Raw genomic sequence first — 25,256 nt, 5'->3', positions numbered from 1 at the left:
GCAGACCGGACCGCCCGTGACCCTTGGCTCTAGATCACCCAACGGTATAGGTTTGATTGCTGAGCGCGTTGTCCTTGCCAGCTTCCTGCGAACTGTAGGGGTAAATCCAGCCAGCTTCCCCTTTGCTTTCGTTGCCGGTCATCACCGAAATGAACGTGCTGGCTTCTTTGCCCAACAAAGAAACCGCTTTGGCAGGGTTTTGCCCCGTCATCATGACTTCCGCCGCTGTCACATCGTAACGCGCGATCTGAAAGGCCTTCAACAGCCAGCCGGGTTTGTTGCCAGCGCCGAGCCCCCCCATTTCGAACACGACTTCACAGGGAAGCGAGAACTTCGAACTGAAGAAAAAGAAGTCGTCCTGTGTATTCTTCTCAAGACCGCTTCGAACTTCGATGGTTTCATGGATGCTGTCATTGCGCAGCGTTATATCGACTTCTGCATCCGTCCCCGCGTCATCGACATCCGCGGTCACCACTCGAATCCGATACAGCTTTGAATCTTCCAGCGACACTCTCAATCCTCCCAATTTCTGTGTGCGTCAGACGGCCAGAGTGCTCTGCGGGCCATGAAAGCGTCAACAGTCAACTTAGGGTGGTGTGCCTTTGTCCAAATCTCCGGCTGCGCCGCACGCATATGGCCAAAGACCGGAAGGCCCCGCCGAAGCGGGGCCTTTGAAGCTTAGTGCACGACCGCATCATTGGGCGGTTGCGCGTCCGAGGTGCCGACGCGATCCCCGATGATCAACCCATCAGCCCCGGCGCTGACGGTGATCGTATCGCCATCCATCACCTCTCCACCCAACAGCAGTTCTGCCAGACGGTCCTGCAGATTGCGTTGAATCACCCGCTTCAGGGGGCGCGCGCCAAACACGGGGTCATAGCCCGCGTCCGCCAGCCAGGTTTTGGCATCGGCGTCCAGTTCCAGCCCGATCTTGCGGCCCGCCAGACGTTTGACCAGACGGCGCAGCTGAATCTCGACAATGCCATCCATGTCTTCGCGGGCCAGCCGATCAAAGATGATGGTTTCGTCCAGACGGTTCAGGAATTCAGGGCGGAAATGGGCCCGCACCGCATCCATCACATCGCGCTTGGCATCTGATGCATCCGCCCCATCCGGTAGCTGGCTCAGCGCTTGCGCGCCAAGGTTTGACGTCAGGATGATCAGCGTTTGCTTGAAGTCCACGGTGCGGCCCTGACCATCGGTCAGCACCCCATCGTCCAACACCTGCAACAGCACGTTAAAGACATCCGGGTGGGCTTTCTCGACCTCGTCAAACAGCACCACCTGATAGGGGCGACGGCGCACAGCTTCGGTCAGCACCCCGCCTTCGTCATAGCCAACATAGCCCGGAGGCGCACCGATCAGACGGGCGACGGCATGTTTCTCCATGAACTCTGACATGTCGATCCGCACCATGGCGCCGTCATCGTCAAACAGGTACTCGGCCACGGCTTTGGTCAGCTCGGTCTTACCAACGCCGGTCGGCCCCAGGAACAGGAAAGAGCCAAGCGGACGATTTTCATCGTTCAAACCAGCCCGCGCGCGGCGCACCGCATTGGCCACGGCGGTCACGGCAGATTTCTGGCCGATGACCCGCTTGTGCAGCTCGTCTTCCATACGCAGCAGTTTTTCGCGCTCGCCTTCCAGCATCTTGGAGGTCGGGATACCGGTCCAGCGTTCCACAACCTGCGCAATCTGTTCAGGGCGGACGGCCTCTTCGACCATCATATCGCCCTCGGCCTCTTCGGCCTCAGACAGCTTGCGCTCAAGTTCCGGGATCACGCCATAGGACAGCTCGCCGGCCTTGGCCAGATTGCCTTCACGCTTGGCGCCATCCAGTTCGGCGCGGGCACGGTCCAGCTGTTCTTTCAGCTCGCGCGCGCCTTCCAGCTTGTCGCGTTCTGACTGCCATTTGGCCGTCATTTCCGACGAGCGTTCCTGTAGATCGCCCAACTCGCGCTCCAGCTTTTCAAGACGATCTTTCGACGCCACGTCGTCTTCCAGTTTCAGCGCCTCGGCCTCGATCTGCATCTGCATGATCTGCCGGTCCAACGCGTCCAACTCTTCGGGCTTGCTGTCGACTTCCATCCGCAAACGGCTGGCGGCCTCGTCCACCAAGTCAATCGCCTTATCGGGCAGGAAACGGTCGGTGATGTAGCGGTGGCTCAGCGTCGACGCCGAGACAAGCGCGCTGTCGGAAATCCGCACGCCGTGGTGCAGTTCGTACTTTTCCTTAATGCCCCGCAGGATCGAGATCGTATCTTCGACCGTTGGTTCCTCGACCATCACCGGCTGGAAACGCCGTGCCAAAGCCGCGTCTTTTTCGACGTGCTTGCGGTATTCATCCAACGTAGTGGCGCCGACACAGTGCAGTTCGCCCCGCGCAAGCGAAGGCTTGATCAGGTTGGCGGCGTCCATCGCGCCATCGGTTTTACCGGCGCCGACCAGCGTGTGCATCTCGTCGATGAACAGGATGATCTCTCCGGCGGCGGCTTCGATTTCCTTGAGGATCGCCTTCAGGCGCTCTTCGAACTCGCCGCGATATTTCGCACCGGCGATCAGCGCACCCATATCCAGCGCCATCAGACTTTTATTCTTAAGGCTTTCGGGCACGTCGCCATCAATGATGCGCAGGGCCAGCCCTTCGGCAATCGCGGTTTTACCCACGCCCGGTTCGCCAATCAGAACAGGGTTGTTCTTGGTGCGGCGGCTTAGCACCTGCATGGCCCGGCGGATTTCTTCATCCCGGCCAATGATCGGGTCGATCTTGCCCTCCCGAGCGGCCTCGGTCAGGTCGCGGGCGTATTTCTTCAGCGCATCATACCCATCCTCGGCGCTGGCGCTGTCGGCCGTGCGACCCTTGCGGATGTCGTTGATTGCCCCGTTCAGCTTTTGCGGGGTCACGGCGCCGGCCTCTAGCGCCTCGCGCGCTTTCGACTTCACCACGGCCAGCGCAGTCAGAATACGTTCTACCGGGACAAAGCTGTCCCCTGCTTTGGTGGCCAGCTTTTCAGCCTCGTCCAAGACTTTGCCGGTGGCCTGATCCAGATAGGTCTGGCCCGCGTCGCCCGAAACTTTGGCAATCTTGCCCAAAGCCTGATCAACGGCCTCGACCACGCGTTCGGGCGCACCGCCCGCGCGTTTGATCAGGTTGCTGGCGAGCCCCTGATCGTCGTCCATCAATGCTTTCAGAAGGTGTTCGGGGGCCAACCGCTGATGGTTTTCCCGCATGGCAATGGTCTGAGCCGCCTGAATAAAGCCGCGCGACCGCTCCGTGAACTTCTCTAGGTTCATCGGTCTCTCCTTTTACTAAGCGCCCCTCGTTCAAGATGCCCGCATTGCGGCACACCCCTTTGGGCCTCGGGATAAATGTGTGCTTGCCTGCGCGCGGTTTCAACCCATGCCGGTGGCAAAATTGTCACATGTTGGCCCCGCCCTGTTGGACCAGAGGGGGAGAAGTCGTCTGACTCTCCCATGCTCCCCCTTTGCCGATCCTGTCAAGATAAGCGCATGATCGAGTCCCCCGTTCCCAGTACCTATCTCGCCCGGGTCGTGGTGTCAGAATTTGACAGCGCCTGCGCCCGCCACGTCGCCCAGCTGCAGCTTACCGCATGTAGCAATGTCACGATGATGGTAACCTGCCATTCCGATCTGCCCCAAAGCACCGAGACAACGCGCTTGCATTCCGAATTGCTGGCCGATGCAAGCCGGCAACTTTCGCGCCTCCCCGAACATCGCCGCCGCGCACCGCCGCAGTTGATCTATGACGACAGTGCACAGGGTTGAAGCGCACGCAGATCGCGACTAGGCAGGAGCAACCCAGCCAAGGAGCCTGAGATGACCGCCGATGACCGCCTGATCGTAGCAATGGACGTGCCCAACGCGTTAGAGGGGCTGCAACTGGCCGAAAGGATCGGCGATGCAGTATCCTTTTACAAGATCGGGCTGGGCATGCTGACCGGTGGCGGGCTGGCTTTGGCGAACGAGCTGAAGGCCGAACACGGCAAGCGCATCTTTCTGGATATGAAGCTGTTTGATATCGGCGCGACGGTGGAAAAGGCCGTGCGCGGGCTGGCGCAGTTCGATCTGGATTTCCTGACCGTACATGGTGACCCGTATGTGGTTCGCGCCGCGAAGGAGGGCTCCGGGGGCAAGGACATGAAAATTCTGGCGGTCACGATCCTAACTTCGCTGGATCGCGCTGATCTGGACGGCGCCCTGATCAAACCCGGTCAGATCAAAGATCTGGTGCAGGAACGCGCCGGAAATGCCTTTGCCGCAGGTGCGGATGGGGTGATTGCCTCGCCGCAGGAGGCCGCGTTGATCCGCGCCCTGCCCGAGGCCGAAGGTAAACTGATTGTCACCCCCGGCGTGCGCCCGGCCGGAGCCGATCTGGGTGATCAAAAACGTGTTGCAACTCCGGCCAACGCGGTGGCTGACGGGGCAGATCACATCGTCGTCGGGCGGCCGATCTGGCAGGCACCCGATCCGCGCGGCGCGGCGCAGGCCATTCAGGCCGAGCTGGCCTCGGCCCAGGCCACGCGCCGCAATCACTGATCAATAGCCGACGGTAAAGACCTGCCCCTTATGGGCGCGGGTTTCGACTTCGTCCGCAAAGGCGATGGCATAATCCTCGGCGCTGATGTGGCTGTTGCCTTCTGCATCACTCAGCAGGGTTGTCCCACCGACGCGGAAGGTTTCAGTCCGCTCGCCCGGCTCGATCATCGCTGAGGGGGCCAGATAGGTCCAATCCAGCCCGGCCTCTTGCAACGACTCCTTCACAGCGCGAATTCCCAAGGCTTCGGGTTTGATCTCGGGCGGCAACAGGTCCATCACCGGGTTCCCATCAGGCAAGGACAGCGTGCCAGCCCCACCCACCATGATGATCGGCAGGCCGGTTTCCTTGCCAGCCGCAACCAAAGCGGCGCCCAAAGCAGCAGCATCTGCAGTGGCATCCCCGCTAAAGCGGGGCGAGCTGGCAGACAGGATCAGCTCTGCCCCTTCCGCCGCCTTGATCACGGCGTCCCCATCGGTTGCCTGCAGGGCGACCTTTGTCACCCCCGGTAAGTCAGCAATGTTTTCGGGGCTGCGGGCGGCTGCGGTGATCTGATGTCCGCGCGCAGAGAGTTCTGCCAGAATGCGCGATCCGATCATGCCGCTTGCGCCAATCAAAAACAGGTTCATATGTACGGTCCTTTAGGTTACGGTTAGTAACCAAATACGCATTTAAGACCTACAGCGGAATACGAAGGATTAGGTCTTATAGTTACCCGAAGGGAACCGCCCATGCCCGCACGCCGCGCTGTGAACTACGCCTGCCCAATCCGGGATGTTCTGGACCGGATCGGCGATGCCTGGAGCCTGTTGGTGCTGATCGAGCTGCGCAATGGACCTTGCCGATTCAACGCGTTGCGCCGGGTGATCGACGGAATCTCGCAACGGATGTTGTCGGTCACGCTGCGCCATTTGGAACGTGACGGGCTGGTCACCCGCACCGTGTTGCCCTTGGCGCCGCCACAGGTGGAATATGCTCTGACCCCGATGGGCCAATCCCTGATCGAAACCGTCGAACCGATGCGCCTGTGGGCAGAGATAAACCAAAACGCCGTGCGAGAATCCCGCGCGGCGTTCGATGCTAAACTGGCGCAGATGGCCTAATTTTTGTTGATGTCGTGATCAATGCGGCGCACGGTGCCGCCTTTCAGGCCGAAAACCTTGCGCATCGCGATCCATGCAACCAGCGACGCCATCGCAAAGATCAACAGCATCCAAGGTAGGGTCAGGCTGACGCCAATCAGCGTCAGCACAGATACAAGCGCCGCACCGGCGGCAAAGCCCAGGAAGACATAGCCGGGGATCAGGGTTTCAAGGATCGCAAGACCAACGGCCGCAGCGGCCCAAACCCACCAGTTGTCCCAAAGCATCAAGCTCTCCCCTTCAGCAGTTTGAACGCATCACCGAAGGCTTCCAAAGCTTGCGCGGGCAGCACGATGGTCTGTTTGCCATCCCCATTGCCCAGCGCGTTGAGGGCTTCGACCTGTTTCAGCGCGACCTGATACTGCGCCGCCTCGATGCCGTTTTCCTTGATTGCCTTGGCCACAACCTCCGTCGCATAGGCTTCGGCATCAGCGGCGATACGGCGGGCTTCGGCCTCTTTTTGAGCGGCGTAAAGCTCGGCTTCGGCGGACAGTTCAACCGAGCGCTTATGACCCTCGGCCTCGGTCACCTGCGCGCGGCGGGCACGTTCCGCATTCAGCTGCTGCAACATGGCTTCGCGGGTGGCCTGATCCAGATTCACATCCAGAATTTCGGCACGGGTGACCTCAATCCCCCAGTCATCTACGGCGTCTTCGACCGATTCCTTGATCTTGCCAATCAGCTGGGCGCGGTTGGATTGCACCTCGTCCAGCTCCATCTTGCCGATCTCGGCCCGCACGATCCCGGCCACGGTGGTGGCGATGGCGCCATCCACATCGCGGATCCGGTACACAGTGCGTTCGGGCTGCAAAATCCGATAAAACACGCTGGTTTCGACCTGTACCAGAACGTTGTCGCTGGTAATTGCGTCCTGGCTGGCATTGGGCAGCTGGCGTTCCAGCACGGAAACCTGATGCGCAACACGATCCAGAAACGGCACAATCAGGTTGATCCCCGGCCCCAAAACCGAACGAAGCCGGCCAAACCGTTCCACCACATGCTGTTCAGACTGGGGCACAATGCGCACCCCTTTCAAGATGACCAGAATGATGAAACCAGCCACCAGCAGGGTGACAACAGAGCCCCCCGAAAGCGGCCCGATCAATTGCTCTAATTCATTCATCTTAAACTCCGAAACCCTAAATTCAGTTGCCCCAGACATAGGGGTTTGGCCCGCGCTCATCAAGCTTGTGTGATGGTGCGCCGACGATTGCACTGTTACACTAAAGGCGGTCTAACCCTGGTGCCACATGCAAACTTTATGCCGCGATTGCCTGTCTGAAATCCCGCCTTCCCCGCGCTGCCCCGCCTGCGCAAGCCCGCGGGTTATTGCGCATGAGGAACTGTTCAGCCTGTCCATCGCCCATATGGATTGCGACGCGTTTTTCGCCAGTGTCGAGAAACGCGAAAACCCTGATCTGGCGGACAAGCCGGTGATCATCGGCGGCGGGCGGCGCGGGGTTGTATCGACCGCGTGCTATGTCGCGCGCATTCGTGGTGTACGGTCTGCCATGCCGATGTTTCAGGCGCTGAAACTGTGCCCCGATGCGGTGGTGATCAAACCCAATGGCGCACTGTATTACGAAGTGTCCAAAGACATTCGCGCCTTGATGGCGGAGTTGACGCCCGACATCGAGCCTCTGTCGCTGGACGAAGCGTTCATCGACCTGACCGGTACCGAACGCCTGCATGGCCACCCGCCTGCGGTGATGCTGGCCCGACTGGTCAAACGTATGGAAGATGAACTGGGCATTTCCGGCTCCATCGGCCTGTCACATAACAAGTTTCTGGCCAAAGTAGCGTCTGATCTGGACAAGCCGCGCGGTTTCGCGGTGATCGGCAAGGCGGAAACGATGGACTTTCTGGCTGATAAACCTGTGCGTCTGATCTGGGGTGTCGGCGCGGCGGGGGGCGCGGCGCTTGAACGGGCGGGCATTCGCACCTTCGCCGACTTGCGCCGCTGGGAGAAAAGTGACCTGCAGGCACGGTTTGGCGCAATGGGAGAGCGACTGTACCATCTGGCCCGGGGGCAGGATCGGCGGCGTATTTCTGCACGCGCGCCGATTAAAAGCATCTCAAACGAGACCACATTTTTCGAGGATACCACGGACACCGGTTCGCTGGACGGGCATCTTTGGCGGCTGTCCGAGAAAGTCGCCGACCGGGCCAAAGCCCGTGATTTGGCCGGGTTGGTGGTGACGCTGAAACTGAAACGTTCAGATCATCGCGGCCTGACCCGGCGCCAGACGCTAAGCGATCCGACGCAAATCGCTGATCGCATCTACAGAACCGCACAAGCCATGTTGAAGCCAGCGTTGAAAGAAGGGCCCTTTCGGCTGATCGGGGTTGGGCTATCGCACCTAAGCGACGCCGCCGATGCGGATCGCAGCCCGGACCTGTTGGACCCCGACGCAACGAAACGCGCGCGTGCCGAGCGCGCCACAGACAAAATTCGGAATCGGTTCGGAAAAGAGGCCATCACCAAAGGCCGCGCGTTGCGATAGCAGGGGCTGGTACGGTTTACTCTGCCGCCAGACGCAGGTCTTTGCGACCGATATCGTTGATATCGGCAATCGCCCTCGAGATCAGCGACCGGAAGGTGTCAAAGTTACGATTCGGTTTGACTTCACGCTCGTGCATATAGAGCGAGCGATTAATCTCAATCTGAATGGCGTGTTGCCCCCGGGACGGGCTGCCATAATGTTGGGTGATGAACGCCCCGGCAAAGGGGGTGTTGCGCGCAACTTTCAGGCCCGAGCGGGAAAAAACCTCTTCAAGGCGGTCCAGAATGTCCGACCGGGCGCTGGCCCCAAAACGGTCCCCCAGAACGATGTCAGGACGGATGCGGCCGTTGCGGGCGACGTTGTCCAGCGCTTCGTGCGGCATGGAGTGGCAATCCACCAGGATCGCCTCGCCGAACATCTTGTGACTTTCGCCCAGCAGGCTTTGCAGGCGGGCATGGTAGGGATGCCAGAACTTTTCGATGCGCCGTTTGGCTTCAAGCTTGGATATTTTGCCTGATCGGATCACCCGCCCGTTTGACACAACGCGCGGCACAACACCCAGCCCCGAGGCAATGCGGGGATTGTGGCTTCGGCGTTCCACGCCTTCGATCAAAGCAGGGTCCAGTTCATCTGCTGCGCGGTTTGGATCCAGATAGGCACGCGGTGCGGTCGCCGCCAATAACGGCGCGCCCTGTCGCGGGGCATCGGAAAACAGCAGATCAATGAAAGCATCCTCGGATGAACGCAACGCACGTTCCCCCAACTGCGCCGTTTTCACAAAAGACCACGGGTAATCGCGCCCACTGTGGGGCGACGAATAAACCACGCTCGTGTCTCTGTGCGCGGGCAGGGCCAGTTTATAGGGGTCAGTCACCGTAAACGCTCCTCCTGTCACAATTAGTTAGTACTGGATTTCGTTCCATGTCAAAAGGCACTTGAACAGCAATCCGACTCCTTTTATAGACCCACCACCGACGCGGGCCTGCCGCGTCATTCTTGTTTGATAGGGCAGGCAAATGTTGGTCATGGGCGGTTAGCTCAGCGGTAGAGCACTACGTTGACATCGTAGTGGCCACTGGTTCGATCCCAGTACCGCCCACCATGAATTCTTTGCCCTTGTCAGGGCTGAACTGCAACCAGGCGCCCGCGCGCCGCGAATGAGGAGAAGACCATGAAGGTTCGTAACTCGCTCCGCTCGCTCAAGCAGCGTCACCGCGACTGTCGCGTCGTGCGCCGCAAAGGCCGTGTCTATGTGATCAACAAGACTCAGCGCCGCTTCAAAGCCCGCCAGGGCTGAGCGATCTAGCAAGATCAAACGCAAAGGCCACCCTTTTGGGTGGCCTTTTGCTTTGGAGGGCCGACTCGACGCTGCGTTTCTTTGCAATCGCAGCAATTCCTTGAGCCATCTCAAGGAAAGGGCGCAAAATCAGGGGCAACACTTGCGCAGACGTACCCGTCTGTAACAGCGCGAGCGTGATGATGACCCAGACCCAAACAAGTTTACCCGCCCCGATTGCAACCGCCAATCTGCCCACCCCGTTGCCCCCGGCTTTGCCCGAACCTCCCAGCCAGCATCCAATGGACACGCTGGATCGTGCCGTGCGCGCCATGACGGCGCGGATGACCCACGGGATATCGGTGCATGCTTCCAGCGCTGCTTGGGCCGACTGGATGATGCATCTTGGGCGCGCGCCGGGCAGGCAGATGGAACTTGCCGAACACGCCTCGCGCAATGCCTGGAAGCTGACCCGCTTTGCGATGAACATGGGTGCAGGCGCGCCGCCGTTTTCACCCCATGCCGGAGATCGTCGCTTCAATCACCCGGGCTGGAACGAGTCGCCCTTCAGCCTGTGGAAGCAGAGCTTTCTGGCGTCGCAAGACTGGTGGGATGCTGCCACCGAAGAAGTGCGCGGCACCCGCAACAAAAGCACGGACCGCGTTGCCTTTATGGTGCGCCAGATGCTGGATATCGTTTCGCCGTCCAACTCTCCGATTATGAACCCCGAGATTTTACAGGAAACGTTGAAAACACACGGGGCAAATCTGCGCGAAGGGGCGCAGAACTTTGCCAAGGACATGCTGGCGCAGATCACGCAGGAACATGAGGCCCCCAAAAGTCAGTTCCACGTCGGTGAAAATCTGGCCGCGACTCCGGGAGAAGTGGTCTATCGCAACGAATTGTTCGAACTGATCCAATACGCGCCGCAAACCGAACAGGTCCGGTCCGAGCCGGTGCTGATCGTCCCTGCGTGGATCATGAAATACTATATTCTGGACCTGCGGCAGCAGAACTCGCTGATCCGGCATCTGGTTGCGCAGGGCTTCACCGTATTCTGTATTTCATGGTGCAACCCCACCGCCGACCAGCGCGATTTGTCGATGGATGATTATCGCCGCCTGGGTGTGATGGAGGCCTTGGACACGGTGTCACAGATCGTGCCCGATCAGAAAATTCATAGCTGCGGCTACTGTCTGGGGGGGACGATCCTGTCAATTGCCGCCGCGACCATGGCGCGGGATGGGGATGAAAGGCTGGCCTCTGTCACCTTGTTGGCCGCCCAGACAGATTTCACCGAAGCCGGTGAACTGATGCTGTTTCTGGACGAAAGCCAGATCGCGTTTCTGGAAGACATGATGTGGGATCAGGGCTATCTCGCGCAGGAACAGATGGCCGGGGCATTTCAGGCGCTGCGCGCCGAGGATCTGATCTGGACCCGCGCGGTGCGGCGTTACCTGCTGGCGGCCGAGGATGGCGATTTCGACATTTCCGTCTGGAACATCGACGCCACCCGCATGCCATATCGGATGCATTCCGAATATCTGCGGTCCCTGTTCATGGAAAACCGCCTGACGTCAGGCCGGTTCGCGGTGGATGGCCGGGTGATCGCGCTGAAGGATATCAAAGCGCCGTTCTTTATTGTCGGCACCGAAAAAGACCATATCGCGCCATGGCATTCCGTTTACAAAACCACGCTGTTTACGGATGGGGACCTGACCTTTGTGCTGACCAAAGGCGGGCATAACGGTGGTATCGTGTCTGAACCGGGTCACAAGGGGCGGCATTTCCGGATCGGCCATCGCGCACCGGGTGCGCGGTACATGGACCCCGATACATGGCTGGCGAGTCACGACCGCCAAGAAGGTTCATGGTGGGACGAATGGTTTGGATGGCTGCACGACAAAAGCGGCGAACTGGGCACGCCCCCTGCCATGGGGCTGGAAAGCAAACCGCTGCTGGGCAAAGCGCCGGGCAGCTATATTTATCAAACCTAAGCGGGTTACTGCACCGAGAATCGCCGCCGGTACTCCCCGGTGCTGAGCCCGCAAATGGATTTGAACGTGCGGCAAAACGACGAAAGATCCTTGTAGCCGACGCTCCAACTGATCTCGGCGGCGCTCAGAGAGGTGCGTTCTAACAAGCCTTTGGCTTTTTCGATCCGCACCTGTTGAACATAGCGATTGACCGGCAGCCCGGTGGCTTCGGTAAAGCGCCGCTGCAATGAACGCTCGGACATGGCGACCTGCCCGGCCAGCGCCGCCAGGGTCAATTCACTGTCCGGGTGGGCTTCGATCCACAGCTGAACCTGCCGCACCGCATCGTCCTTATGGGTCAGATGCGGGCGGAAGCTGCGGTATTCTTCCTGCGCGCGACCAGCTGGATCAATCAGCATGTGGCGGCAGGTTTTGGTCACCACCTCGGCCCCTTGGTACAGTTTGATAACGTGAAGCCCCAGATCGATCCACGCCATGACCCCTCCGGCGGTGACAATGTCGTGGTCGTCGATCAACAGGTGTTCGGGGCACAGCCGCGCCGCCGGAAACTTTTGCTCGAACAGCTCGGCCAGAGTCCAATGCGTGGTCACGGGCCGTCCATCCAGAACCCCCGCATGCCCCAACCAGAACGCCCCGGCACAAGCAGAACACAGAACCGCGCCCGCGCGATGCTGCACCCCAAGCCAGGAATGAAGGTCTTGGTCATCTGATCCACGGACATCTGACAGGTTGGGCGGGACGATCACCACCGCGAAACGTTCATCTGCGGACAGCGCGCCGGGACGCAGGATATGACACTCGAGCTGCGCGGCGTCACTGCCCCGGGACATATCGTTGGCCACCGCAAACAGATCGCTCAGCCCAAGCACGGCGGACATCTGCACGCCTTCATAAGCGATGATCGCAATGCTTGGCGTGTGCTGCACATCATTCGTCATAATCGCCAATCGTAGGCCCCGCCAATCCGCCTGTATACGCTACTTCAGGAGGACAACATGACCCATTCAGCACTTATACTTGTCGACATTCAGAACGACTATTTCCCCAGCTATGCGGGCGCAAAAATGCCGCTGCCCGACATGGATGCCGCGGCCGAGAACGCCGCAAAGCTACTGGCCGCAGCCCGCAGCAATGGCACGCTTGTCGTGCATGTGCGCCATATCGCGGCCCCCGAAACCATCCCGTTTTTCCTGCCCGACACACCCGGAAGCGAGACCCACGCAAGCGTCGCGCCACAGCCGGGTGAAACGGTTGTGCAAAAACATGCGATCAACAGCTTTCAGAACACCAATCTGGAAAGCATGCTGAAAGAGGCGCAAATCAGCGATGTCACCGTTTGCGGCGCCATGAGTCACGTCTGCATTGATGGAACGGTCCGGGCCGCGTCGGATATGGGCTATGCCGTGACAGTCGCGGAAGATGCCTGCGCCGCGCCCGATGTCACTTACAACGGCGTCGATGTGCCTGCCAAACAGGTTCACGCCACGATCATGGCACCGCTGGCCATGGCTTATGCACAGGTGCTCAGCACACAAGAGTGTCTATAGGCACTTCGCATGCCACCGGATCTGACCGGATACCAAAATCTGGTCAGATCACAGACCGACGGCACGAGGTTCAAAGAAACTCTTCTTCCTCGTCCGTGGGCGAGATTCCCAGCTTTTCCAAGCCGTCTTCCAGATAATCCGCAAACAAAGGCATGCCCACCAGATAATCCTCGGTTGGGGCAGTGGCTTCGGCGCGGGCGGTGGCGATGGCCTCTTCCAGATCGTCGGCATCGAAAGTGTCGCGCCCGATCCATGTAATCGCTGTCAGGCTGGCTTTTTCGTCGTCGTTCAACCCAGCGATAAAGGCGCGCAGCTCTGCCTCGGCCCAGTTTTTCTCACGGGCCTGAAAGATGATATGCACCACTTTGCGGGGGCTAATATCAAGCATGTCCGTCCTCCTTTGGCGAAGCATAGTGGGTGTCGCGCTAAGAACAGAAAGGCACATGCGCCGGGCGGGCGCAAGAAGAAGCGGCGTAGGAACGGCTACTCAGTGCGTGTTAGCGGCACAACCCGGCCGCCGTCGTCGGGGGCCAGTTCTTCGAAGTCGAAATTGTCCAGCCGCTTGGCTCGGCGCCCTGCTTTTTCAGCCGAAATCTTAATTTCCGATATGTCTTTTGAAGCCTGATGGAAGTGGCGATCCAAGTTCTCAACCCGGTCGCCCAGACGGTTCACATCGGTAAACAACATAGACAATTCCTTGCGGATCGCTCCGGCTTGTTCACGCATGCGCGCGTCCTTCAGGATCGCGCGCATGGTATTCAGCGTCGCCATGCAGGTGGTCGGCGACACGATCCAGACCCTCTTGTCGAACCCTTCGCGCACCAGTTCGGGAAAGTTCGAATGAAGCTCGGCATAGACCGCTTCTGACGGCAGGAACATCAATGCCCCATCAGCGGTTTCGCCGTCGATGATGTAGCGTTCCGAAATCGCATTTATATGCGCCTTGACCGAGGTGCGCAGCATTTTCGCCGCCTCGTTCAGCTGCCGCTGATCCTGCGCGTTGCGCAGCGCCTCATAGGCTTCCAGCGGGAATTTGCTGTCGATCACGATCGGACCGGGTGGGTTGGGCAGGTGGATCAGGCAATCGGCGCGACGGTTGTTGGAGAGCGTCGCCTGCAGGGTGAAACTGTCGGCGGGCAAAGCCTTGCTGACAATGTCATTCAGCTGGATTTCACCAAAAGCGCCACGGGTCTGTTTGTTCGACAGAATGTCTTGCAGGCTCAGAACATCGCCTGACAGTTTTTCGATATTCGCCTGCGCTTTGTCGATTGTGGCCAGGCGTTCTTGCAGCTCGGTCAGCGACTTGGTGGTTTTCTCGCTGTTTGCGCCCAGAGTTTTATCGAGCTTCTCGTTCAGGTCCGCCATGGTGCGGACCGATTTTAGTGCACTGGCATGAAGGGTGTCGTTCATCCGCTGCTGCACTTCGGCAAGGCGCAGTTCCATGGTCTGCAAAACCTGCGACTGGCTGTTGGCCTGCGCTTCGGACACATGGTTCAACCCACCCGCCAGCTGATGCTGACCGTCCGAAAGCGATTGCACCCGTTTGTCCAGCTGGTCCATTTGGTAAATCAATGGCGCACTCATCTGAGCTGATTGCCCGGCACGGCGCACCGCCATGAACAGCAGAATCAACACCAAAAGGGCAAAGCCACCGGCGGCCCAGATCAGAGGATTTTGGGAAAGGGCGTTCAGATCAGTCATGTGCGGCCAAATAATTTTTCGATATCCGCCAGCTTTAGTTCAACATAGGTCGGGCGGCCATGGTTGCACTGGCCAGAATGGGGCGTGGCCTCCATTTCGCGCAGCAAGGCGTTCATTTCCTCGCCACGCATCCAACGGCCCGAACGGATAGAGCCATGGCAGGCCACGCGGCTTAAGATCGCCTCGATCTTGGCTTTCACGCTTTGGCTGTCGCCCAGATCGGACAGTTCATCCAATACATCGGTCAACATGGCTTTGGCGTTCACCTCACCCAGAACAGCGGGCGTTTCGCGCACTGCAATGGCGGCCCCGCCGAAGGGTTCGATCACCAGCCCCAGCTTGGCCAATTCATCGGCGATCTCAAGCAAACGCGCACAATCCCCCACGCTGAACTCGACAATCTCGGGGATCAGCAGCGCCTGCGAGGCCACCCCGTTTTCCGCCATCTGGCGTTTCAGCTTCTCATAGACCAGCCGTTCGTGGGCGGCGTGCTGATCGACAATCACAATTCCATCGCCCGTCTGCGCGATGATATAATTCTCATGCACCTGCGCGCGGGCGGCGCCCAGCGGCAGTTCCTCAACCGGTTGTGGCGGTTCAATGACTTCCTCAACCCGAGCCGAAGGCGCCATGGTTTCCGCAAACCCCGGGCTGGGCGGCATAGGGCGCTGGCCAAGGCTGGGCCGATCCATCTGATACACCCGCGGTTCCATCGGTTCAGGCCGCATCGCGCCCAAGGTCGCTCCGGCAACAGTGGTCGAGGCCCGATGCCCCGCGTCAGCCAAGGCATGGCGTAAGGCCGATACGATCAGCCCGCGCACCAAGCCCGGTTCACGGAACCGCACTTCGGATTTCGCGGGGTGAACGTTCACATCCACCCGATGCGGATCACAGGTGATGAACAAAGCCGCAGCCGGGTGACGGTCCCGAGACAAGAAATCGGCATAAGCGCCGCGCAACGCACCGATCAACAGCTTGTCACGCACCGGGCGGCCATTGACGAACAGGTACTGCGCCACGGCAGACCCACGCGAATAGGTCGGCAAGGCGGCATAGCCGGTCAGGCGGATGTCTTCGCGTTCGGCATCAATCGCCAACGCGTTCTCGGCGAACTCAGCGCCCAGAATACGAGCCAGACGCCCATGCAGGGCTTCAAACATATCTCCGGTTTCGGGGTCGGCGCGGAACGTCACCCGCCCCTCACCACCGCCTGACACATCGCGCAGTGTGAAGCCCACGTGCGGCTCAGCCATGGCAAGGCGCTTCACGACGTCAGAAATCGCCTGCATCTCAGCCCGGTCCGTGCGCAGAAACTTCAACCGCGCGGGCGTGGCATAAAACAGGTCGCGCAATTCCACGACCGTGCCTTTGCCCAAGGCCGCCGGACGTACCGTTTCATGCGCGCCGCCTGAAACAACGATTTCTCCGGCAGCAGCACCTGCACGCGACGTAATCTTCAACCGCCCGACCGCTCCCAAACTTGGCAACGCCTCGCCGCGAAACCCAAAGGAGTGGATATTCAGCAGGTCCGTGCCATCAATCTTGGAAGTCGCATGACGGCTCAGCGCCAAGGGCAGGTCTTCTGGCGCTATGCCATGACCATCATCAGTCACGCGGATCAGCGTCTTGCCGCCATCGGCGATGCAGACCTCAATCCGCCCCGCACCCGCGTCCAGAGCATTCTCAACCAACTCCTTCACCGCCGAGGCAGGCCGCTCCACAACTTCGCCCGCCGCAATCCGGTTGATCGCCGCTTCATCCAGCTGCCGAATAACGGGCCGATCTGGGCTTATATTGGGGTTGGGTGAGTTCATAACACTAGAACTAGCATACCCATGGCCGATTCGCCCATGCAAGAATTCTACTCACCACGGTGCGGCACCCACCCGCCCGAGCCGCCCCGCGGCGAGATATCTCTTCGCCCGCAGGGCGTCCGCTTAACAACGGATCAGTTGGTGCTCTCCAGCCCCTCGGGCTGACCAACGACGACAAAGAACAGGTTCTCAGGATCCAACAATTCTGCTGCCACGCGGTTCACGTCTTCCAGCGTCACTGCCCGGACCTTGTCGTTACGTGTCGCAATGTAATCCAGGCCCAATCCGTCCAATTGCATCCCGGCCAAGATATTGGCGATCCGACCATTGCCATCAAATCGCAGCGGATAGGCGCCCGTCAAATAGGTCTTGGCGCGCTCCAGCTCTTCGGCGCTCAACCCCTTGGACGCGGCTTTCGCCCATTCTGCGCGGATCACATCCACCGCCTCGGCCACCCGGTCATTGGCCGACGCCACCTGACCCATGATAATCTCAGCGTGATCAAAGCTCGCCAGATAGGAATATACCCCATAGGTCAGGCCCCGCTTTTCACGCACTTCTTCCATCAGACGCGAGGTCAGCCCGCCTGCCCCCACAACCGAGTTCAAAATGAACGCAGCAAAGAAATCGGGATCGTCCCGTTTGATTCCGCGCTGTCCGAAAATCGCGACGGACTGTGGCGTATCAAACGGCACCACCTGCACGCCCCCTGCCAGATCATAGATCACATCCTGAGGCATCGGTGCGCCGGTCTCGGGCAAGCCATCAACCAGTTTGTCCAGCAAGGCACCCAATGTTTCGGCGTCAATGTCTCCGACTGCCGACACCACCAAACGGTCACGTGCCATAACACGGGCCTTGGCGCTTAACAGATCATCCCGGGTCAACGCCTCGACGGTTTCCAGGGTCCCCTCGGTGGGAAGCCCATAGGGGTGATCCGGGAAAGCCAGCTCACGGAAAGCCCGCGCGGCAATGGTATCCGGGTCTTTCAGGTCAGACCGCAACGACGACATGACCTGACTGCGCACGCGTTCAAGAGCCGCGTCTTCGAACTTTGGATCCACCAGTGCCATGTGCAGAAGGTCCACTGCCGCATCCTGCGTTTCGGTCAGAAACTGCGCTGATACCGACATCGCATCGCGGCTGACATCAAAGCTGAACGACGCCGCCATGGCGTCGCGCGCCTTGGCAAACCCGCGTGCATCCAGATCGCCAGCCCCCTCTTCCAACAGGCCCGCCATCAGGTTGATTGCCCCGGTCTTGCCCGGCGCATCCAGACTGGCCCCGCCCTTGAACCGCAACTCAAGTGACACAATCGGAATTTCCGGCGCTTCCACCAGCCACGCGGTAATGCCACCGGGTGACGTGATCTCCTGAATGTCGACATCGGCCTGAACGGGCAGCGCGACCAATGCGGCGAAAGCCGCTGTCAAAGCAAAACGGATCATTGGGTCACCTCTACCGATTCAGCACGCTGCAACCAACCAGTCACGGCTTTGTTGCGATCAAAGATCATTTCAGCCGCCGCCATAACGTCTTCACGAGTCACCGCCTGCAGCACATCCGGCCAGGCCTGAACATCCTGAACGGTCAGCCCCGACGTCAGTGCTTCGCCATATTTGCGGGCAAGTCCCTGAATGCTGTCTTTTTCATAGATCGCGCTGGCGCGCAGTTGCATCTTAAGGCTTTCGAACAGCTCTTCGTCGATGCCGGTTTCCATGAAATCCGCAATCACCGCATCCATCGCGTCCTCGATCACTTGCAGGCCCACGCCTTCGGCAGGCACAACGATCAGGTTGAATGTCGTGTCATCCAAACGTGTCCCGTCATAGAAAGCCGCGCTGTAAATCGCGGATTTCTGTTCGAACTCAAGCTTTTCGCCCAGCACCGAGGTCGCCCCTTCGCCGCCCAGAATAGCCGCCAGATAAACCAGCGCAGCCGAGGTTTCCTGATCGCCCGGATCGCGTTCAGGGGCCAGATAGCTGCGGCTGACATAGGGCTGCGAAACGCGGGGGTCGCTGAACGCGATCCGCCGTTCGGCCAATTGTGGCGGCTCTTGCGGACGCGCCCGCGGCGCCAGATCAGGATTCGCCGGAATGCCACCGTAATAGGTGTCGGCCAAGGCCTTGACCTCTTGCGGCTCAACATCGCCAGCGACCACCAGAATGGCATTATTGGGCGCGTATTTCGCCCGATAGAACGCCAAAGCATCTTCGCGGTTTAGCGACTCGATCTCAGATTTCCAGCCGATGATCGGTATGCTGTAAGGATGGTTCAGATATTGTGCCGCCAGACGTTGTTCGCCGAACAAGGCGCCGGGGCTGTTTTCGGTGCGCTGGTTGCGCTCTTCCAGCACCACATTGCGTTCGGGCAGTACATCTTCGTCTGTCAGGGTCAGGCCGGTCATCCGATCTGACTCCATCTCCATCATCAGCGCCAGACGGTCCGCTGCGACACGCTGAAAATACCCCGTGTAATCCCACGAGGTAAACGCATTGTCCGATCCGCCATTGGCTTCGACGATGTCACCAAACGCGCCGCCGGGAAAAGCCTCTGTGCCTTTGAACATCAGATGTTCCGTAAAATGCGCGATGCCGGATTTTCCCGGGGGTTCGTCAGCTGCGCCGGCACGATACCACACCATATGCACAACGACCGGTGCGCGGTGATCCTCGATCACAACGACATCCATACCGTTGTCGAGCGTGAAACTGGTCACCTCGTCGGCCAGCGCAGGCAGGGCCATGAACGGGGCGCAGGCAAGCGCTTTCAGACACTGCCGAATAAATCGAGGCATGCGGATCTCCTGAATGACATATGTAGAAAGCTACGTCTTGATGGCGAAAAATCAATTGCCACCTACGCGGTTGTGACCGGGACAGATTTTACTGCGCCTCGGGCGGAGCACCAACATTGCGCACACCAAGACGGCGCCAACGTTCAAGCTCGGCGCGCTGATCAAGCGATTGCTCTGAATAGGCACGATAGTAAACGCTGACATTCAGCAGGCGTTCCAAAACGCGGCCCCTGTTGTCACGGCGAAACTCGAGGTCTTCTGCCGCAAGGGTTTGCCGGATGCCGGCGGCGGTGCCAAAGCGCGCGGCCTGACTGACCAGCGCACTGTCCGAACGCGGTACGCCTGTTTCCGCCAAACGGGCAGGATTGCCGCCCAGTGCAGCTACCAAATCGGCCTGTGGCGTTGGATCAACCCGGTTGGCGCCGCCCGGGGTGGGCGCAGGCAAAGCCGCCAGATCCTGAGGCAGTTCAATCGGTTTGTTGGGTAGAATCGCAAATTCGTCGGGGCCATCCGAGCGGATATTCATCAACTGCGGCGTCTTATCGCCACGCGAACAGCCTGACAGAACACCTGCCACTACGGCGATCAACGCTACGATCTGCACTGCACGCATTGAACTCTCCTTAACCCTTCTGGCGCTCTGTTTAACGCAAGCAGCGCGGCGCGTCACGTGGTCTTGTCACCATCGGCAAAAGCAATCAGCCCCAACGCCCCGACAAAGATCGTGATGTCGGCCAGATTGAACGAATAGGGGTTGGTAAAACCGCAACAGGACATGTTCAGAAAATCGGCGACAGCGCCAAACACCACGCGGTCCACAGCGTTGCCCAGCGCTCCGCCCACCAGCAAACCAACCGACAGGTAAACGCGCGTGCTGCGTGGGGCCCGCGCCGCCCAGACCAGCACGAAACCGCTGATTAACACCGCAATCGCGATCAAAACCCAGCGCATCACATCGGCGTCCGAGGTGAACAGGCCAAAGTTCACGCCGCGATTCCACGCCATGCGCAGATTCAGGAAAGGCGGCAGAACATCCACCGCCAACCTGTTTTGCAAATCCAGCCCATAGACCACAGCGTATTTCATCGCCTGATCGGCGATGAACACAATGGCGGCAATCAGGGCGGTCAAACGCATGAGCGAACCTTAGTGGCGGAAGTGGCGCATGCCGGTCATGACCATGGCCAGACCGGCCTCGTCTGCGGCTTCGATCACTTCTTTGTCGCGCATCGAGCCGCCGGGCTGGATCACGCTGGTTGCCCCCGCCGCTGCGGCTTCAAGCAAGCCGTCGGGGAAGGGGAAGAACGCATCCGACGCCACGGCCGAGCCTTGGGTCAGCGGTGCAGGCAGGCCCAGGGCCTCGGCCATGCGTTCAGCCTTTTTGGCGGCGATCAGGGCACTGTCGACGCGGCTCATCTGACCGGCGCCCACACCCACGGTTGCCTGATCTTTGACATAGACAATCGCGTTGGATTTCACGTGCTTGGCGACTTTCCAAGCAAACAGCAGATCGCGCATCTGTTCCTCGGTCGGGGCCTTTTTGGTGACGACCTTCAGGTCATCCATGCCCACAAAACCGGCATCCTTGTCCTGCACCAGCAGGCCACCAGCAACCTGACGCACGGTGTTCGAGCCAGCCAGCACATCGGGCAGGCCATCGGTGGTCAGCAGGCGCAGGTTTTTCTTGGCGGCGAAAATCTCTTTTGCCTCGTCCGAAGCACCCGGTGCGATTACCACCTCGGTGAAAATCTGGCTGATCTCGCGCGCGGTATCAGCGTCCAGCGGCTGGTTCAGCGCGACGATCCCGCCAAAGGCCGAGGTCTGATCGCAATCAAACGCGGCTTTGTAAGCCTCGGTCAAGGACGCGCCCTTGGCCACGCCACACGGGTTGGCGTGTTTGATGATGGCACAGGCTGCAGTGTCCGTCGGGTCAAACTCAGCAACCAGTTCAAACGCGGCGTCCGTGTCGTTGATGTTGTTGTACGACAGTTCCTTGCCCTGATGCTGCTGTGCGGTGGACACGCCGGGGCGGGCCGAACCGTCGGTGTAAAACGCCGCCGACTGGTGCGGGTTTTCACCGTAACGCAGGGTTTGCGAGATGGTGCCGGCAAAAGCGCGCCGGCGCGGGGCCTCGACGTTGATCGCATCGGCCATCCAGTTGCTGACCGCCGCGTCATAGGCCGCGGTGCGGGCATAGGCGTTTTGCGCCAGCTTCTGGCGGAAGCCCAAGGAGGTTTGGCCGTCATTGGCGTCCAGCTCAGCCAGAACCGCGCCGTAATCTTCGACATCCACCACCACGTTAACGAAACCATGGTTCTTTGCCGCCGCACGGATCATCGCCGGGCCGCCAATGTCGATGTTTTCAATGCAGGTGTCGTAATCGGCACCTTTGGCAACGGTTTCTTCGAACGGATAAAGGTTCACCACCAGCAGGTCGATGGCGTTGATGCCGTGTTCCTGCATGGCCGCGACGTGGTCATCGTTGTCGCGCAGCGCCAGCAAACCGCCATGCACCATCGGGTGCAGGGTCTTGACGCGGCCGTCCATCATCTCGGGAAAACCAGTGACCTCGGCCACGTCGGTCACGGGCAGGCCTGCGTCGCGGATTGCCTTGGCCGTGCCGCCCGTCGACAACAACGCCACCCCGCGCGCATCCAGCGCTTTGGCAAAGTCGATCAGCCCGGTTTTATCGGATACGGAAATAAGGGCGCGGCGCAGCGGCACGAGGTCGGTCATGAACGGTTCTTTCTCTAGGCTCATTCAAGCGACAGAGGGTCATCCATCGCCAGATCACGAATCCCCTGCGGTGTATCCTGTGCCTTCGCCAGCGTCCAGTTGATCTGGCTGGCATGTTTGGTTGCGCGGGCCGCCAAAACGATCTGTTGCGAGGCGCGCGGCTTTAAACGCCCGGTTTCCAGATAAACCGAAGGCTCTAACAACAGTTCGGCGTGGCCGTCATGGCGGAACACCCAGATCTCGCCGCTTTTCAGCGCAAGCGACACAGCCGTGCCGCCCATATCCAGCGCCGCGTCCACATCCGGGTGCAGATGGAACCGCAAAGCATAGGCGATGCCTTCGTTTCTGGACCCTTCGAACCGGCGGTCGAACATCTCGCGCTGTGCCCGGTTAAAGGCCCCCAGCGTATCCTCGCCGCCTAAAGACCGCCCGTCCGGCGACAAGGTCAGATCACGCGCATGCACAAGACCATGAGTCCGCCCATAACCGTTGTGCCAAACGGTCAAGGCATGGCCGCTTTCATCATCCACCTTCTGCATGCCGACCTCAGAAGGGGTATCAACCAGCAGTTCGCGCGCATGGCCCGCAATCAGGCGTTTGGGCCCCAACCGGGCCGAGGAATATCCTTCAATTGCCAGGGTCGAGTGGCTTTGCGTTGCCCGCCCCGCTCGGCGCCATTCCGGCCCAAACGAGGCCCCCGAGCCGCAGTTGACGATCAGTGGGCGACGTCCAGAGGTCAGTTCAAACGCCAGTGTCGAAGCATGGGCATTATAAGACACCTCCGCCATGGGTGGCCCACTGGCGTCTACAATCACCGAGGTGCGCCCGGCAGACAGCCGTCCATACCCCATCGATAATCCGGTGTTGGTGCGGGCCCGCACGCCAGATGCGGCCAGCGCATGATCCAGCCGTCCTTCCATGCCGCGGCCACCGCCGTGGAAGCGCGCCAAACCGCCATCGGCATGGCGCAGCGCCCGTAAGGTAGGGGCGATACGTTCAATCGCCTCCATATGCGCTTGCGAGGGCGACCGCCCCGCCGTTGCCAGTGCCTGCGCGGCCCAGGTCAACAGGGTAAACACATCAAGCAACTCTTCTGGGTTGCGGGTCGGGATACCGCCTTGATCATCGACCTGCTCGGCACATTCGCGGGCCAAGGCCTTGATCGCCGGGCCAACGTGTTTGTCCATGCCTTCCAACGCCAGCCCGGCATAAATCAGCCCGGTCAGCGCTTCGAACCGGGGCAATCCGGGCGCTGCGCTTTTCCAGCGGCGCGACAAAAAGATCGTTTGTTGGCCCAGCGAACGGAAAAACTCCCTAGAGGCGTCACTTTCCTGGCCAGACAGCAAAAACAAAGCGTGGTTGATCCATCGGATCAACCGGCGCCCGGTCAGATCAGGCGACCAGCCAACGCCCCGCCCGCGCCCATGACGCGCGATCCATTCCTGTGTCCAACCTTGCGCCCGGGCCCGCGCAGGCGCATCGCCCACCGCTGCAAGGTCATCAAGCCAGGTAAAGCCGTGCAGTTCTTCCTCGAACACTTCGGACGGCATGGGCAGATCCCAGACCATCGTATCCGGGGCTTCGACCAGATAGCCGGCAAGCAGGATATTACCGGCGCACAACTGTCGGCCTCGGGCAAAACTGCCAATGGTGCGCGGCTCTGGCTGCGAGGTGAACCCGGTCGCCGGCTCGGCCCGGGTGGCCAGCCGCGCATGCACCTTGTTCAAAAAGCCGCTGCGCCGGGTTTTCCAACTGCCGCTATGCGATGCCGTTACCATGGGGTCTGCTCTGATTGATCGCCGTTTTCGCGCGACCATACGCGGCGCGGGGGCCGCTGTCACCGATCAAGTCCGCCTTAGGCCGATTTGCGCAGATATGCGATATAGAAGCCATCCATCCCGCCACGTTCAGCCCAGAAATCAGGCCGCAACCGCAGGCCACCTTGCGCATCGCGCCAGCCATCCTCGATCCATTCGTGGCTCAGGGCTTCGGTGGACAGATCCGCATGACGCTCCAAAGCGCCTTTCAGCTGATCCTCGCCCTCTTCCGGGAGCAGCGAACAGGTGCAGTAAACCATGCGCCCACCGGGTTTAAGCAGGTCAACGGCCCGGTCGATCATCTGCGCTTGCAGTTCAAACAAGGGTTTGATGTCTTTGCCGTTGCGCACATGGGGCAAGTCGGGATGGCGGCGCAGGGTACCGGTGGCCGAACAGGGCGCATCCAGCAGAATCGCGTCGAACGGCCCTGCCGTCCACGTCAGAAAATCACCACGCTGAACCTCGGCTTTCAGCTTGGTACGGGTCAGGTTTTCGTCCAGCCGCGCCAAACGCGATTTGGAAATATCCAGCGCCGTCACATCCGCCCCGGCCGCAGCCAGTTGCATGGTTTTACCCCCCGGCGCAGCGCAGATATCGGCGACTTTTTCGCCTGGTTGCGCGTTTAACAGTTTGGCGGGCATTGCAGCAGCGGCATCCTGCACCCACCAATCGCCGGTATCGAATCCGGGCAGTTTTGACACTTGTTTGGCGTCTTGCAACCGAACCGAGCCTTGCGGCAAGGCCTCGCCGCCCAACAGGTCTGCCAATTTGGCGGCGTCGCCATCCTTGGGCGTCAGGTCCAGCGGCGCGGGTTTGGCATGGGCAACCTCAAGCGACACCACGCTGGCGCGTCCCAGCTTGCTTTCCAAGCGGCCTCGCAGCCAGCCTTTCATCCGAGTCGGTTCCAACGCCTGCCATTGTTCGGGCGTGTATTCAGAGGCGCGGCGCAGCACCGCATTGGCCAGCCCCCCCAATGATCGGGTGCGGGGGTGCATGTTCAGCAGATCGACGCAGGCGCTGACCACCCCATGCGGGGCAGAGCCTTCTTCAAGCATCTCGACAATGCCCAGATACAGGACCAGCCGCACATCCATCGGCGGGTGCTTGCGTAGCAGCGGCTTCATGATGGCATCTGCCTTGCCCATGTGGCGCAGTGCCGACAGGGCCAGACGTTGCGCCCGCGCCTTTGCGGCGGGCTCCATTCCGTCCAGCGGCCCAAATTCACCCGTCATTTCAGCCATCGACAGGCGCTCTTCCAACACGCCATGCATCAATTGCACCGCCGCGAGCCGTATCTGATCAGGTGCTTTTGCCATTAAGGGGCCTCATCTTGCCGAACCATCTGCTGCACGTATATCAAGGCAGACAAG

General features: G+C 60.1%; 24 protein-coding genes and 1 tRNA gene. 8 read left to right on the top strand and 17 right to left on the bottom strand.

The window, feature by feature from the left end; genetic code table 11:
• Positions 1 to 34 precede the first annotated feature (34 nt).
• Complete coding sequence (locus tag ATO10_RS07170) at positions 35 to 511, bottom strand: hypothetical protein (protein ID WP_035249818.1); 477 nt, start codon at positions 509 to 511, stop codon at positions 35 to 37.
• Positions 512 to 678: 167 nt separating this feature from the next.
• A complete protein-coding gene (gene clpB, locus ATO10_RS07165; protein ID WP_035249816.1) occupies positions 679 to 3,294 on the bottom strand; it encodes an ATP-dependent chaperone ClpB in 2,616 nt (871 codons plus the stop codon).
• A 216-nt stretch (positions 3,295 to 3,510) separates the two neighbouring features.
• Between clpB and ATO10_RS07160 the strand changes: the two genes are divergently transcribed.
• Positions 3,511 to 3,786, top strand: coding sequence for a hypothetical protein (locus ATO10_RS07160; RefSeq protein ID WP_035249814.1), 276 nt, complete (start codon positions 3,511 to 3,513; stop codon positions 3,784 to 3,786).
• 51 nt (positions 3,787 to 3,837) lie between these two features.
• Positions 3,838 to 4,557 (top strand): orotidine-5'-phosphate decarboxylase, encoded by a 720-nt coding sequence (gene pyrF, locus ATO10_RS07155; RefSeq protein ID WP_035249811.1) that lies wholly within the window; start codon positions 3,838 to 3,840, stop codon positions 4,555 to 4,557.
• Here the strand turns inward: pyrF and ATO10_RS07150 are convergent, their stop codons facing one another.
• Complete coding sequence (locus tag ATO10_RS07150) at positions 4,558 to 5,184, bottom strand: NAD(P)-dependent oxidoreductase (protein WP_035249809.1); 627 nt, start codon at positions 5,182 to 5,184, stop codon at positions 4,558 to 4,560.
• A gap of 102 nt (positions 5,185 to 5,286) precedes the next feature.
• Between ATO10_RS07150 and ATO10_RS07145 the strand changes: the two genes are divergently transcribed.
• Positions 5,287 to 5,658, top strand: a complete 372-nt coding sequence (locus ATO10_RS07145) for a winged helix-turn-helix transcriptional regulator (RefSeq protein ID WP_035249807.1) — start codon at positions 5,287 to 5,289, stop codon at positions 5,656 to 5,658.
• Here ATO10_RS07145 and ATO10_RS07140 read toward each other — a convergent pair.
• A complete protein-coding gene (locus ATO10_RS07140; protein WP_035249805.1) occupies positions 5,655 to 5,924 on the bottom strand; it encodes an NfeD family protein in 270 nt (89 codons plus the stop codon). The two genes, ATO10_RS07145 and ATO10_RS07140, sit on opposite strands and share 4 nt — an antisense overlap.
• Positions 5,924 to 6,820 carry an SPFH domain-containing protein gene (locus ATO10_RS07135; protein ID WP_035249803.1) on the bottom strand — a complete coding sequence of 299 codons (897 nt, stop codon included), beginning with the start codon at positions 6,818 to 6,820 and terminating at the stop codon, positions 5,924 to 5,926. The genes ATO10_RS07140 and ATO10_RS07135 overlap by 1 nt, the downstream gene beginning before the upstream one ends.
• A gap of 127 nt (positions 6,821 to 6,947) precedes the next feature.
• On the opposite strand from ATO10_RS07135, the gene ATO10_RS07130 reads away from it, so the two are divergent.
• Positions 6,948 to 8,201 carry a DNA polymerase IV gene (locus ATO10_RS07130; RefSeq protein WP_035249800.1) on the top strand — a complete coding sequence of 418 codons (1,254 nt, stop codon included), beginning with the start codon at positions 6,948 to 6,950 and terminating at the stop codon, positions 8,199 to 8,201.
• Positions 8,202 to 8,217: 16 nt separating this feature from the next.
• On the opposite strand, the gene ATO10_RS07125 is transcribed toward ATO10_RS07130, so the two are convergent.
• Entirely contained in the window at positions 8,218 to 9,075 is an 858-nt protein-coding gene (locus ATO10_RS07125; protein WP_051597999.1) for an N-formylglutamate amidohydrolase, read from the bottom strand.
• A gap of 153 nt (positions 9,076 to 9,228) precedes the next feature.
• On the opposite strand from ATO10_RS07125, the gene ATO10_RS07120 reads away from it, so the two are divergent.
• The 3 genes from ATO10_RS07120 (at position 9,229) to ATO10_RS07110 (ending at position 11,474) form a co-directional block, all read left to right on the top strand.
• A tRNA-Val gene (locus tag ATO10_RS07120) sits at positions 9,229 to 9,303 on the top strand.
• Between the two features lie 69 nt (positions 9,304 to 9,372).
• A complete protein-coding gene (ykgO, locus tag ATO10_RS07115; RefSeq protein ID WP_010141322.1) occupies positions 9,373 to 9,498 on the top strand; it encodes a type B 50S ribosomal protein L36 in 126 nt (41 codons plus the stop codon).
• Positions 9,499 to 9,680: 182 nt separating this feature from the next.
• Positions 9,681 to 11,474 (top strand): PHA/PHB synthase family protein, encoded by a 1,794-nt coding sequence (locus ATO10_RS07110; RefSeq protein WP_081806456.1) that lies wholly within the window; start codon positions 9,681 to 9,683, stop codon positions 11,472 to 11,474.
• 5 nt (positions 11,475 to 11,479) lie between these two features.
• Here ATO10_RS07110 and ATO10_RS07105 read toward each other — a convergent pair whose 3' ends face one another.
• The gene (locus ATO10_RS07105) at positions 11,480 to 12,412 is read right to left on the bottom strand and encodes a GlxA family transcriptional regulator (protein ID WP_035249797.1); all 933 of its coding nucleotides are present in this window, start codon (positions 12,410 to 12,412) and stop codon (positions 11,480 to 11,482) included.
• Between the two features lie 57 nt (positions 12,413 to 12,469).
• On the opposite strand from ATO10_RS07105, the gene ATO10_RS07100 reads away from it, so the two are divergent.
• Positions 12,470 to 13,021, top strand: a complete 552-nt coding sequence (locus tag ATO10_RS07100; protein WP_035249794.1) for a cysteine hydrolase family protein — start codon at positions 12,470 to 12,472, stop codon at positions 13,019 to 13,021.
• A 70-nt stretch (positions 13,022 to 13,091) separates the two neighbouring features.
• Here the strand turns inward: ATO10_RS07100 and ATO10_RS07095 are convergent, their stop codons facing one another.
• The 10 genes from ATO10_RS07095 to ATO10_RS07050 form a co-directional block, all read right to left on the bottom strand.
• Positions 13,092 to 13,409: a DUF3775 domain-containing protein gene (locus ATO10_RS07095; protein ID WP_035249791.1), complete on the bottom strand. Its 318-nt coding sequence runs from the start codon at positions 13,407 to 13,409 to the stop codon at positions 13,092 to 13,094.
• A 95-nt stretch (positions 13,410 to 13,504) separates the two neighbouring features.
• Positions 13,505 to 14,722: a DNA recombination protein RmuC gene (locus tag ATO10_RS07090; RefSeq protein ID WP_035249790.1), complete on the bottom strand. Its 1,218-nt coding sequence runs from the start codon at positions 14,720 to 14,722 to the stop codon at positions 13,505 to 13,507.
• Positions 14,719 to 16,536, bottom strand: a complete 1,818-nt coding sequence (gene mutL / locus ATO10_RS07085) for a DNA mismatch repair endonuclease MutL (protein ID WP_035249786.1) — start codon at positions 16,534 to 16,536, stop codon at positions 14,719 to 14,721. The genes ATO10_RS07090 and mutL overlap by 4 nt, the downstream gene beginning before the upstream one ends.
• Before the next feature lie 134 nt (positions 16,537 to 16,670).
• Positions 16,671 to 17,984, bottom strand: coding sequence for a M16 family metallopeptidase (locus ATO10_RS07080; protein WP_051597998.1), 1,314 nt, complete (start codon positions 17,982 to 17,984; stop codon positions 16,671 to 16,673).
• Complete coding sequence (locus ATO10_RS07075) at positions 17,981 to 19,333, bottom strand: M16 family metallopeptidase (RefSeq protein ID WP_035249784.1); 1,353 nt, start codon at positions 19,331 to 19,333, stop codon at positions 17,981 to 17,983. The genes ATO10_RS07080 and ATO10_RS07075 overlap by 4 nt, the downstream gene beginning before the upstream one ends.
• A gap of 88 nt (positions 19,334 to 19,421) precedes the next feature.
• Complete coding sequence (locus tag ATO10_RS07070) at positions 19,422 to 19,946, bottom strand: DUF3035 domain-containing protein (protein WP_035249782.1); 525 nt, start codon at positions 19,944 to 19,946, stop codon at positions 19,422 to 19,424.
• Positions 19,947 to 19,999: 53 nt separating this feature from the next.
• Complete coding sequence (lspA, locus tag ATO10_RS07065) at positions 20,000 to 20,470, bottom strand: signal peptidase II (protein ID WP_035249780.1); 471 nt, start codon at positions 20,468 to 20,470, stop codon at positions 20,000 to 20,002.
• A 9-nt stretch (positions 20,471 to 20,479) separates the two neighbouring features.
• Positions 20,480 to 22,069, bottom strand: coding sequence for a bifunctional phosphoribosylaminoimidazolecarboxamide formyltransferase/IMP cyclohydrolase (gene purH, locus ATO10_RS07060; protein ID WP_035249778.1), 1,590 nt, complete (start codon positions 22,067 to 22,069; stop codon positions 20,480 to 20,482).
• A 20-nt stretch (positions 22,070 to 22,089) separates the two neighbouring features.
• Complete coding sequence (locus ATO10_RS07055; RefSeq protein ID WP_051597997.1) at positions 22,090 to 23,847, bottom strand: heparinase II/III family protein; 1,758 nt, start codon at positions 23,845 to 23,847, stop codon at positions 22,090 to 22,092.
• A 77-nt stretch (positions 23,848 to 23,924) separates the two neighbouring features.
• A complete protein-coding gene (locus ATO10_RS07050; protein ID WP_035249777.1) occupies positions 23,925 to 25,202 on the bottom strand; it encodes an RsmB/NOP family class I SAM-dependent RNA methyltransferase in 1,278 nt (425 codons plus the stop codon).
• Between the last annotated feature and the right edge of the window lie 54 nt (positions 25,203 to 25,256).

This window comes from Actibacterium atlanticum, assembly GCF_000671395.1.
Taxonomy (GTDB): Bacteria; Pseudomonadota; Alphaproteobacteria; order Rhodobacterales; family Rhodobacteraceae; genus Actibacterium_D; species Actibacterium_D atlanticum.
The sequence above is the reverse complement of the archived record's forward strand: the minus strand, read 5'-3'. Positions and strand labels throughout refer to the sequence as shown.

What these genes read in the sequence shown, in the direction of transcription:
- clpB (WP_035249816.1), bottom strand. Translation starts at nt 3,294, where the DNA reads ATGAACCTAGAGAAGTTCACGGAGCGGTCGCGCGGCTTTATTCAGGCG.
- ATO10_RS07160 (WP_035249814.1), top strand. Translation starts at nt 3,511, where the DNA reads ATGATCGAGTCCCCCGTTCCCAGTACCTATCTCGCCCGGGTCGTGGTG.
- pyrF (WP_035249811.1), top strand. Translation starts at nt 3,838, where the DNA reads ATGACCGCCGATGACCGCCTGATCGTAGCAATGGACGTGCCCAACGCG.
- ATO10_RS07150 (WP_035249809.1), bottom strand. Translation starts at nt 5,184, where the DNA reads ATGAACCTGTTTTTGATTGGCGCAAGCGGCATGATCGGATCGCGCATT.
- ATO10_RS07145 (WP_035249807.1), top strand. Translation starts at nt 5,287, where the DNA reads ATGCCCGCACGCCGCGCTGTGAACTACGCCTGCCCAATCCGGGATGTT.
- ATO10_RS07140 (WP_035249805.1), bottom strand. Translation starts at nt 5,924, where the DNA reads ATGCTTTGGGACAACTGGTGGGTTTGGGCCGCTGCGGCCGTTGGTCTT.
- ATO10_RS07135 (WP_035249803.1), bottom strand. Translation starts at nt 6,820, where the DNA reads ATGAATGAATTAGAGCAATTGATCGGGCCGCTTTCGGGGGGCTCTGTT.
- ATO10_RS07130 (WP_035249800.1), top strand. Translation starts at nt 6,948, where the DNA reads ATGCAAACTTTATGCCGCGATTGCCTGTCTGAAATCCCGCCTTCCCCG.
- ykgO (WP_010141322.1), top strand. Translation starts at nt 9,373, where the DNA reads ATGAAGGTTCGTAACTCGCTCCGCTCGCTCAAGCAGCGTCACCGCGAC.
- ATO10_RS07110 (WP_081806456.1), top strand. Translation starts at nt 9,681, where the DNA reads ATGACCCAGACCCAAACAAGTTTACCCGCCCCGATTGCAACCGCCAAT.
- ATO10_RS07105 (WP_035249797.1), bottom strand. Translation starts at nt 12,412, where the DNA reads ATGACGAATGATGTGCAGCACACGCCAAGCATTGCGATCATCGCTTAT.
- ATO10_RS07100 (WP_035249794.1), top strand. Translation starts at nt 12,470, where the DNA reads ATGACCCATTCAGCACTTATACTTGTCGACATTCAGAACGACTATTTC.
- ATO10_RS07095 (WP_035249791.1), bottom strand. Translation starts at nt 13,409, where the DNA reads ATGCTTGATATTAGCCCCCGCAAAGTGGTGCATATCATCTTTCAGGCC.
- ATO10_RS07090 (WP_035249790.1), bottom strand. Translation starts at nt 14,722, where the DNA reads ATGACTGATCTGAACGCCCTTTCCCAAAATCCTCTGATCTGGGCCGCC.
- mutL (WP_035249786.1), bottom strand. Translation starts at nt 16,536, where the DNA reads ATGAACTCACCCAACCCCAATATAAGCCCAGATCGGCCCGTTATTCGG.
- ATO10_RS07080 (WP_051597998.1), bottom strand. Translation starts at nt 17,984, where the DNA reads ATGATCCGTTTTGCTTTGACAGCGGCTTTCGCCGCATTGGTCGCGCTG.
- ATO10_RS07075 (WP_035249784.1), bottom strand. Translation starts at nt 19,333, where the DNA reads ATGCCTCGATTTATTCGGCAGTGTCTGAAAGCGCTTGCCTGCGCCCCG.
- ATO10_RS07070 (WP_035249782.1), bottom strand. Translation starts at nt 19,946, where the DNA reads ATGCGTGCAGTGCAGATCGTAGCGTTGATCGCCGTAGTGGCAGGTGTT.
- lspA (WP_035249780.1), bottom strand. Translation starts at nt 20,470, where the DNA reads ATGCGTTTGACCGCCCTGATTGCCGCCATTGTGTTCATCGCCGATCAG.
- purH (WP_035249778.1), bottom strand. Translation starts at nt 22,069, where the DNA reads ATGACCGACCTCGTGCCGCTGCGCCGCGCCCTTATTTCCGTATCCGAT.
- ATO10_RS07055 (WP_051597997.1), bottom strand. Translation starts at nt 23,847, where the DNA reads ATGGTAACGGCATCGCATAGCGGCAGTTGGAAAACCCGGCGCAGCGGC.
- ATO10_RS07050 (WP_035249777.1), bottom strand. Translation starts at nt 25,202, where the DNA reads ATGGCAAAAGCACCTGATCAGATACGGCTCGCGGCGGTGCAATTGATG.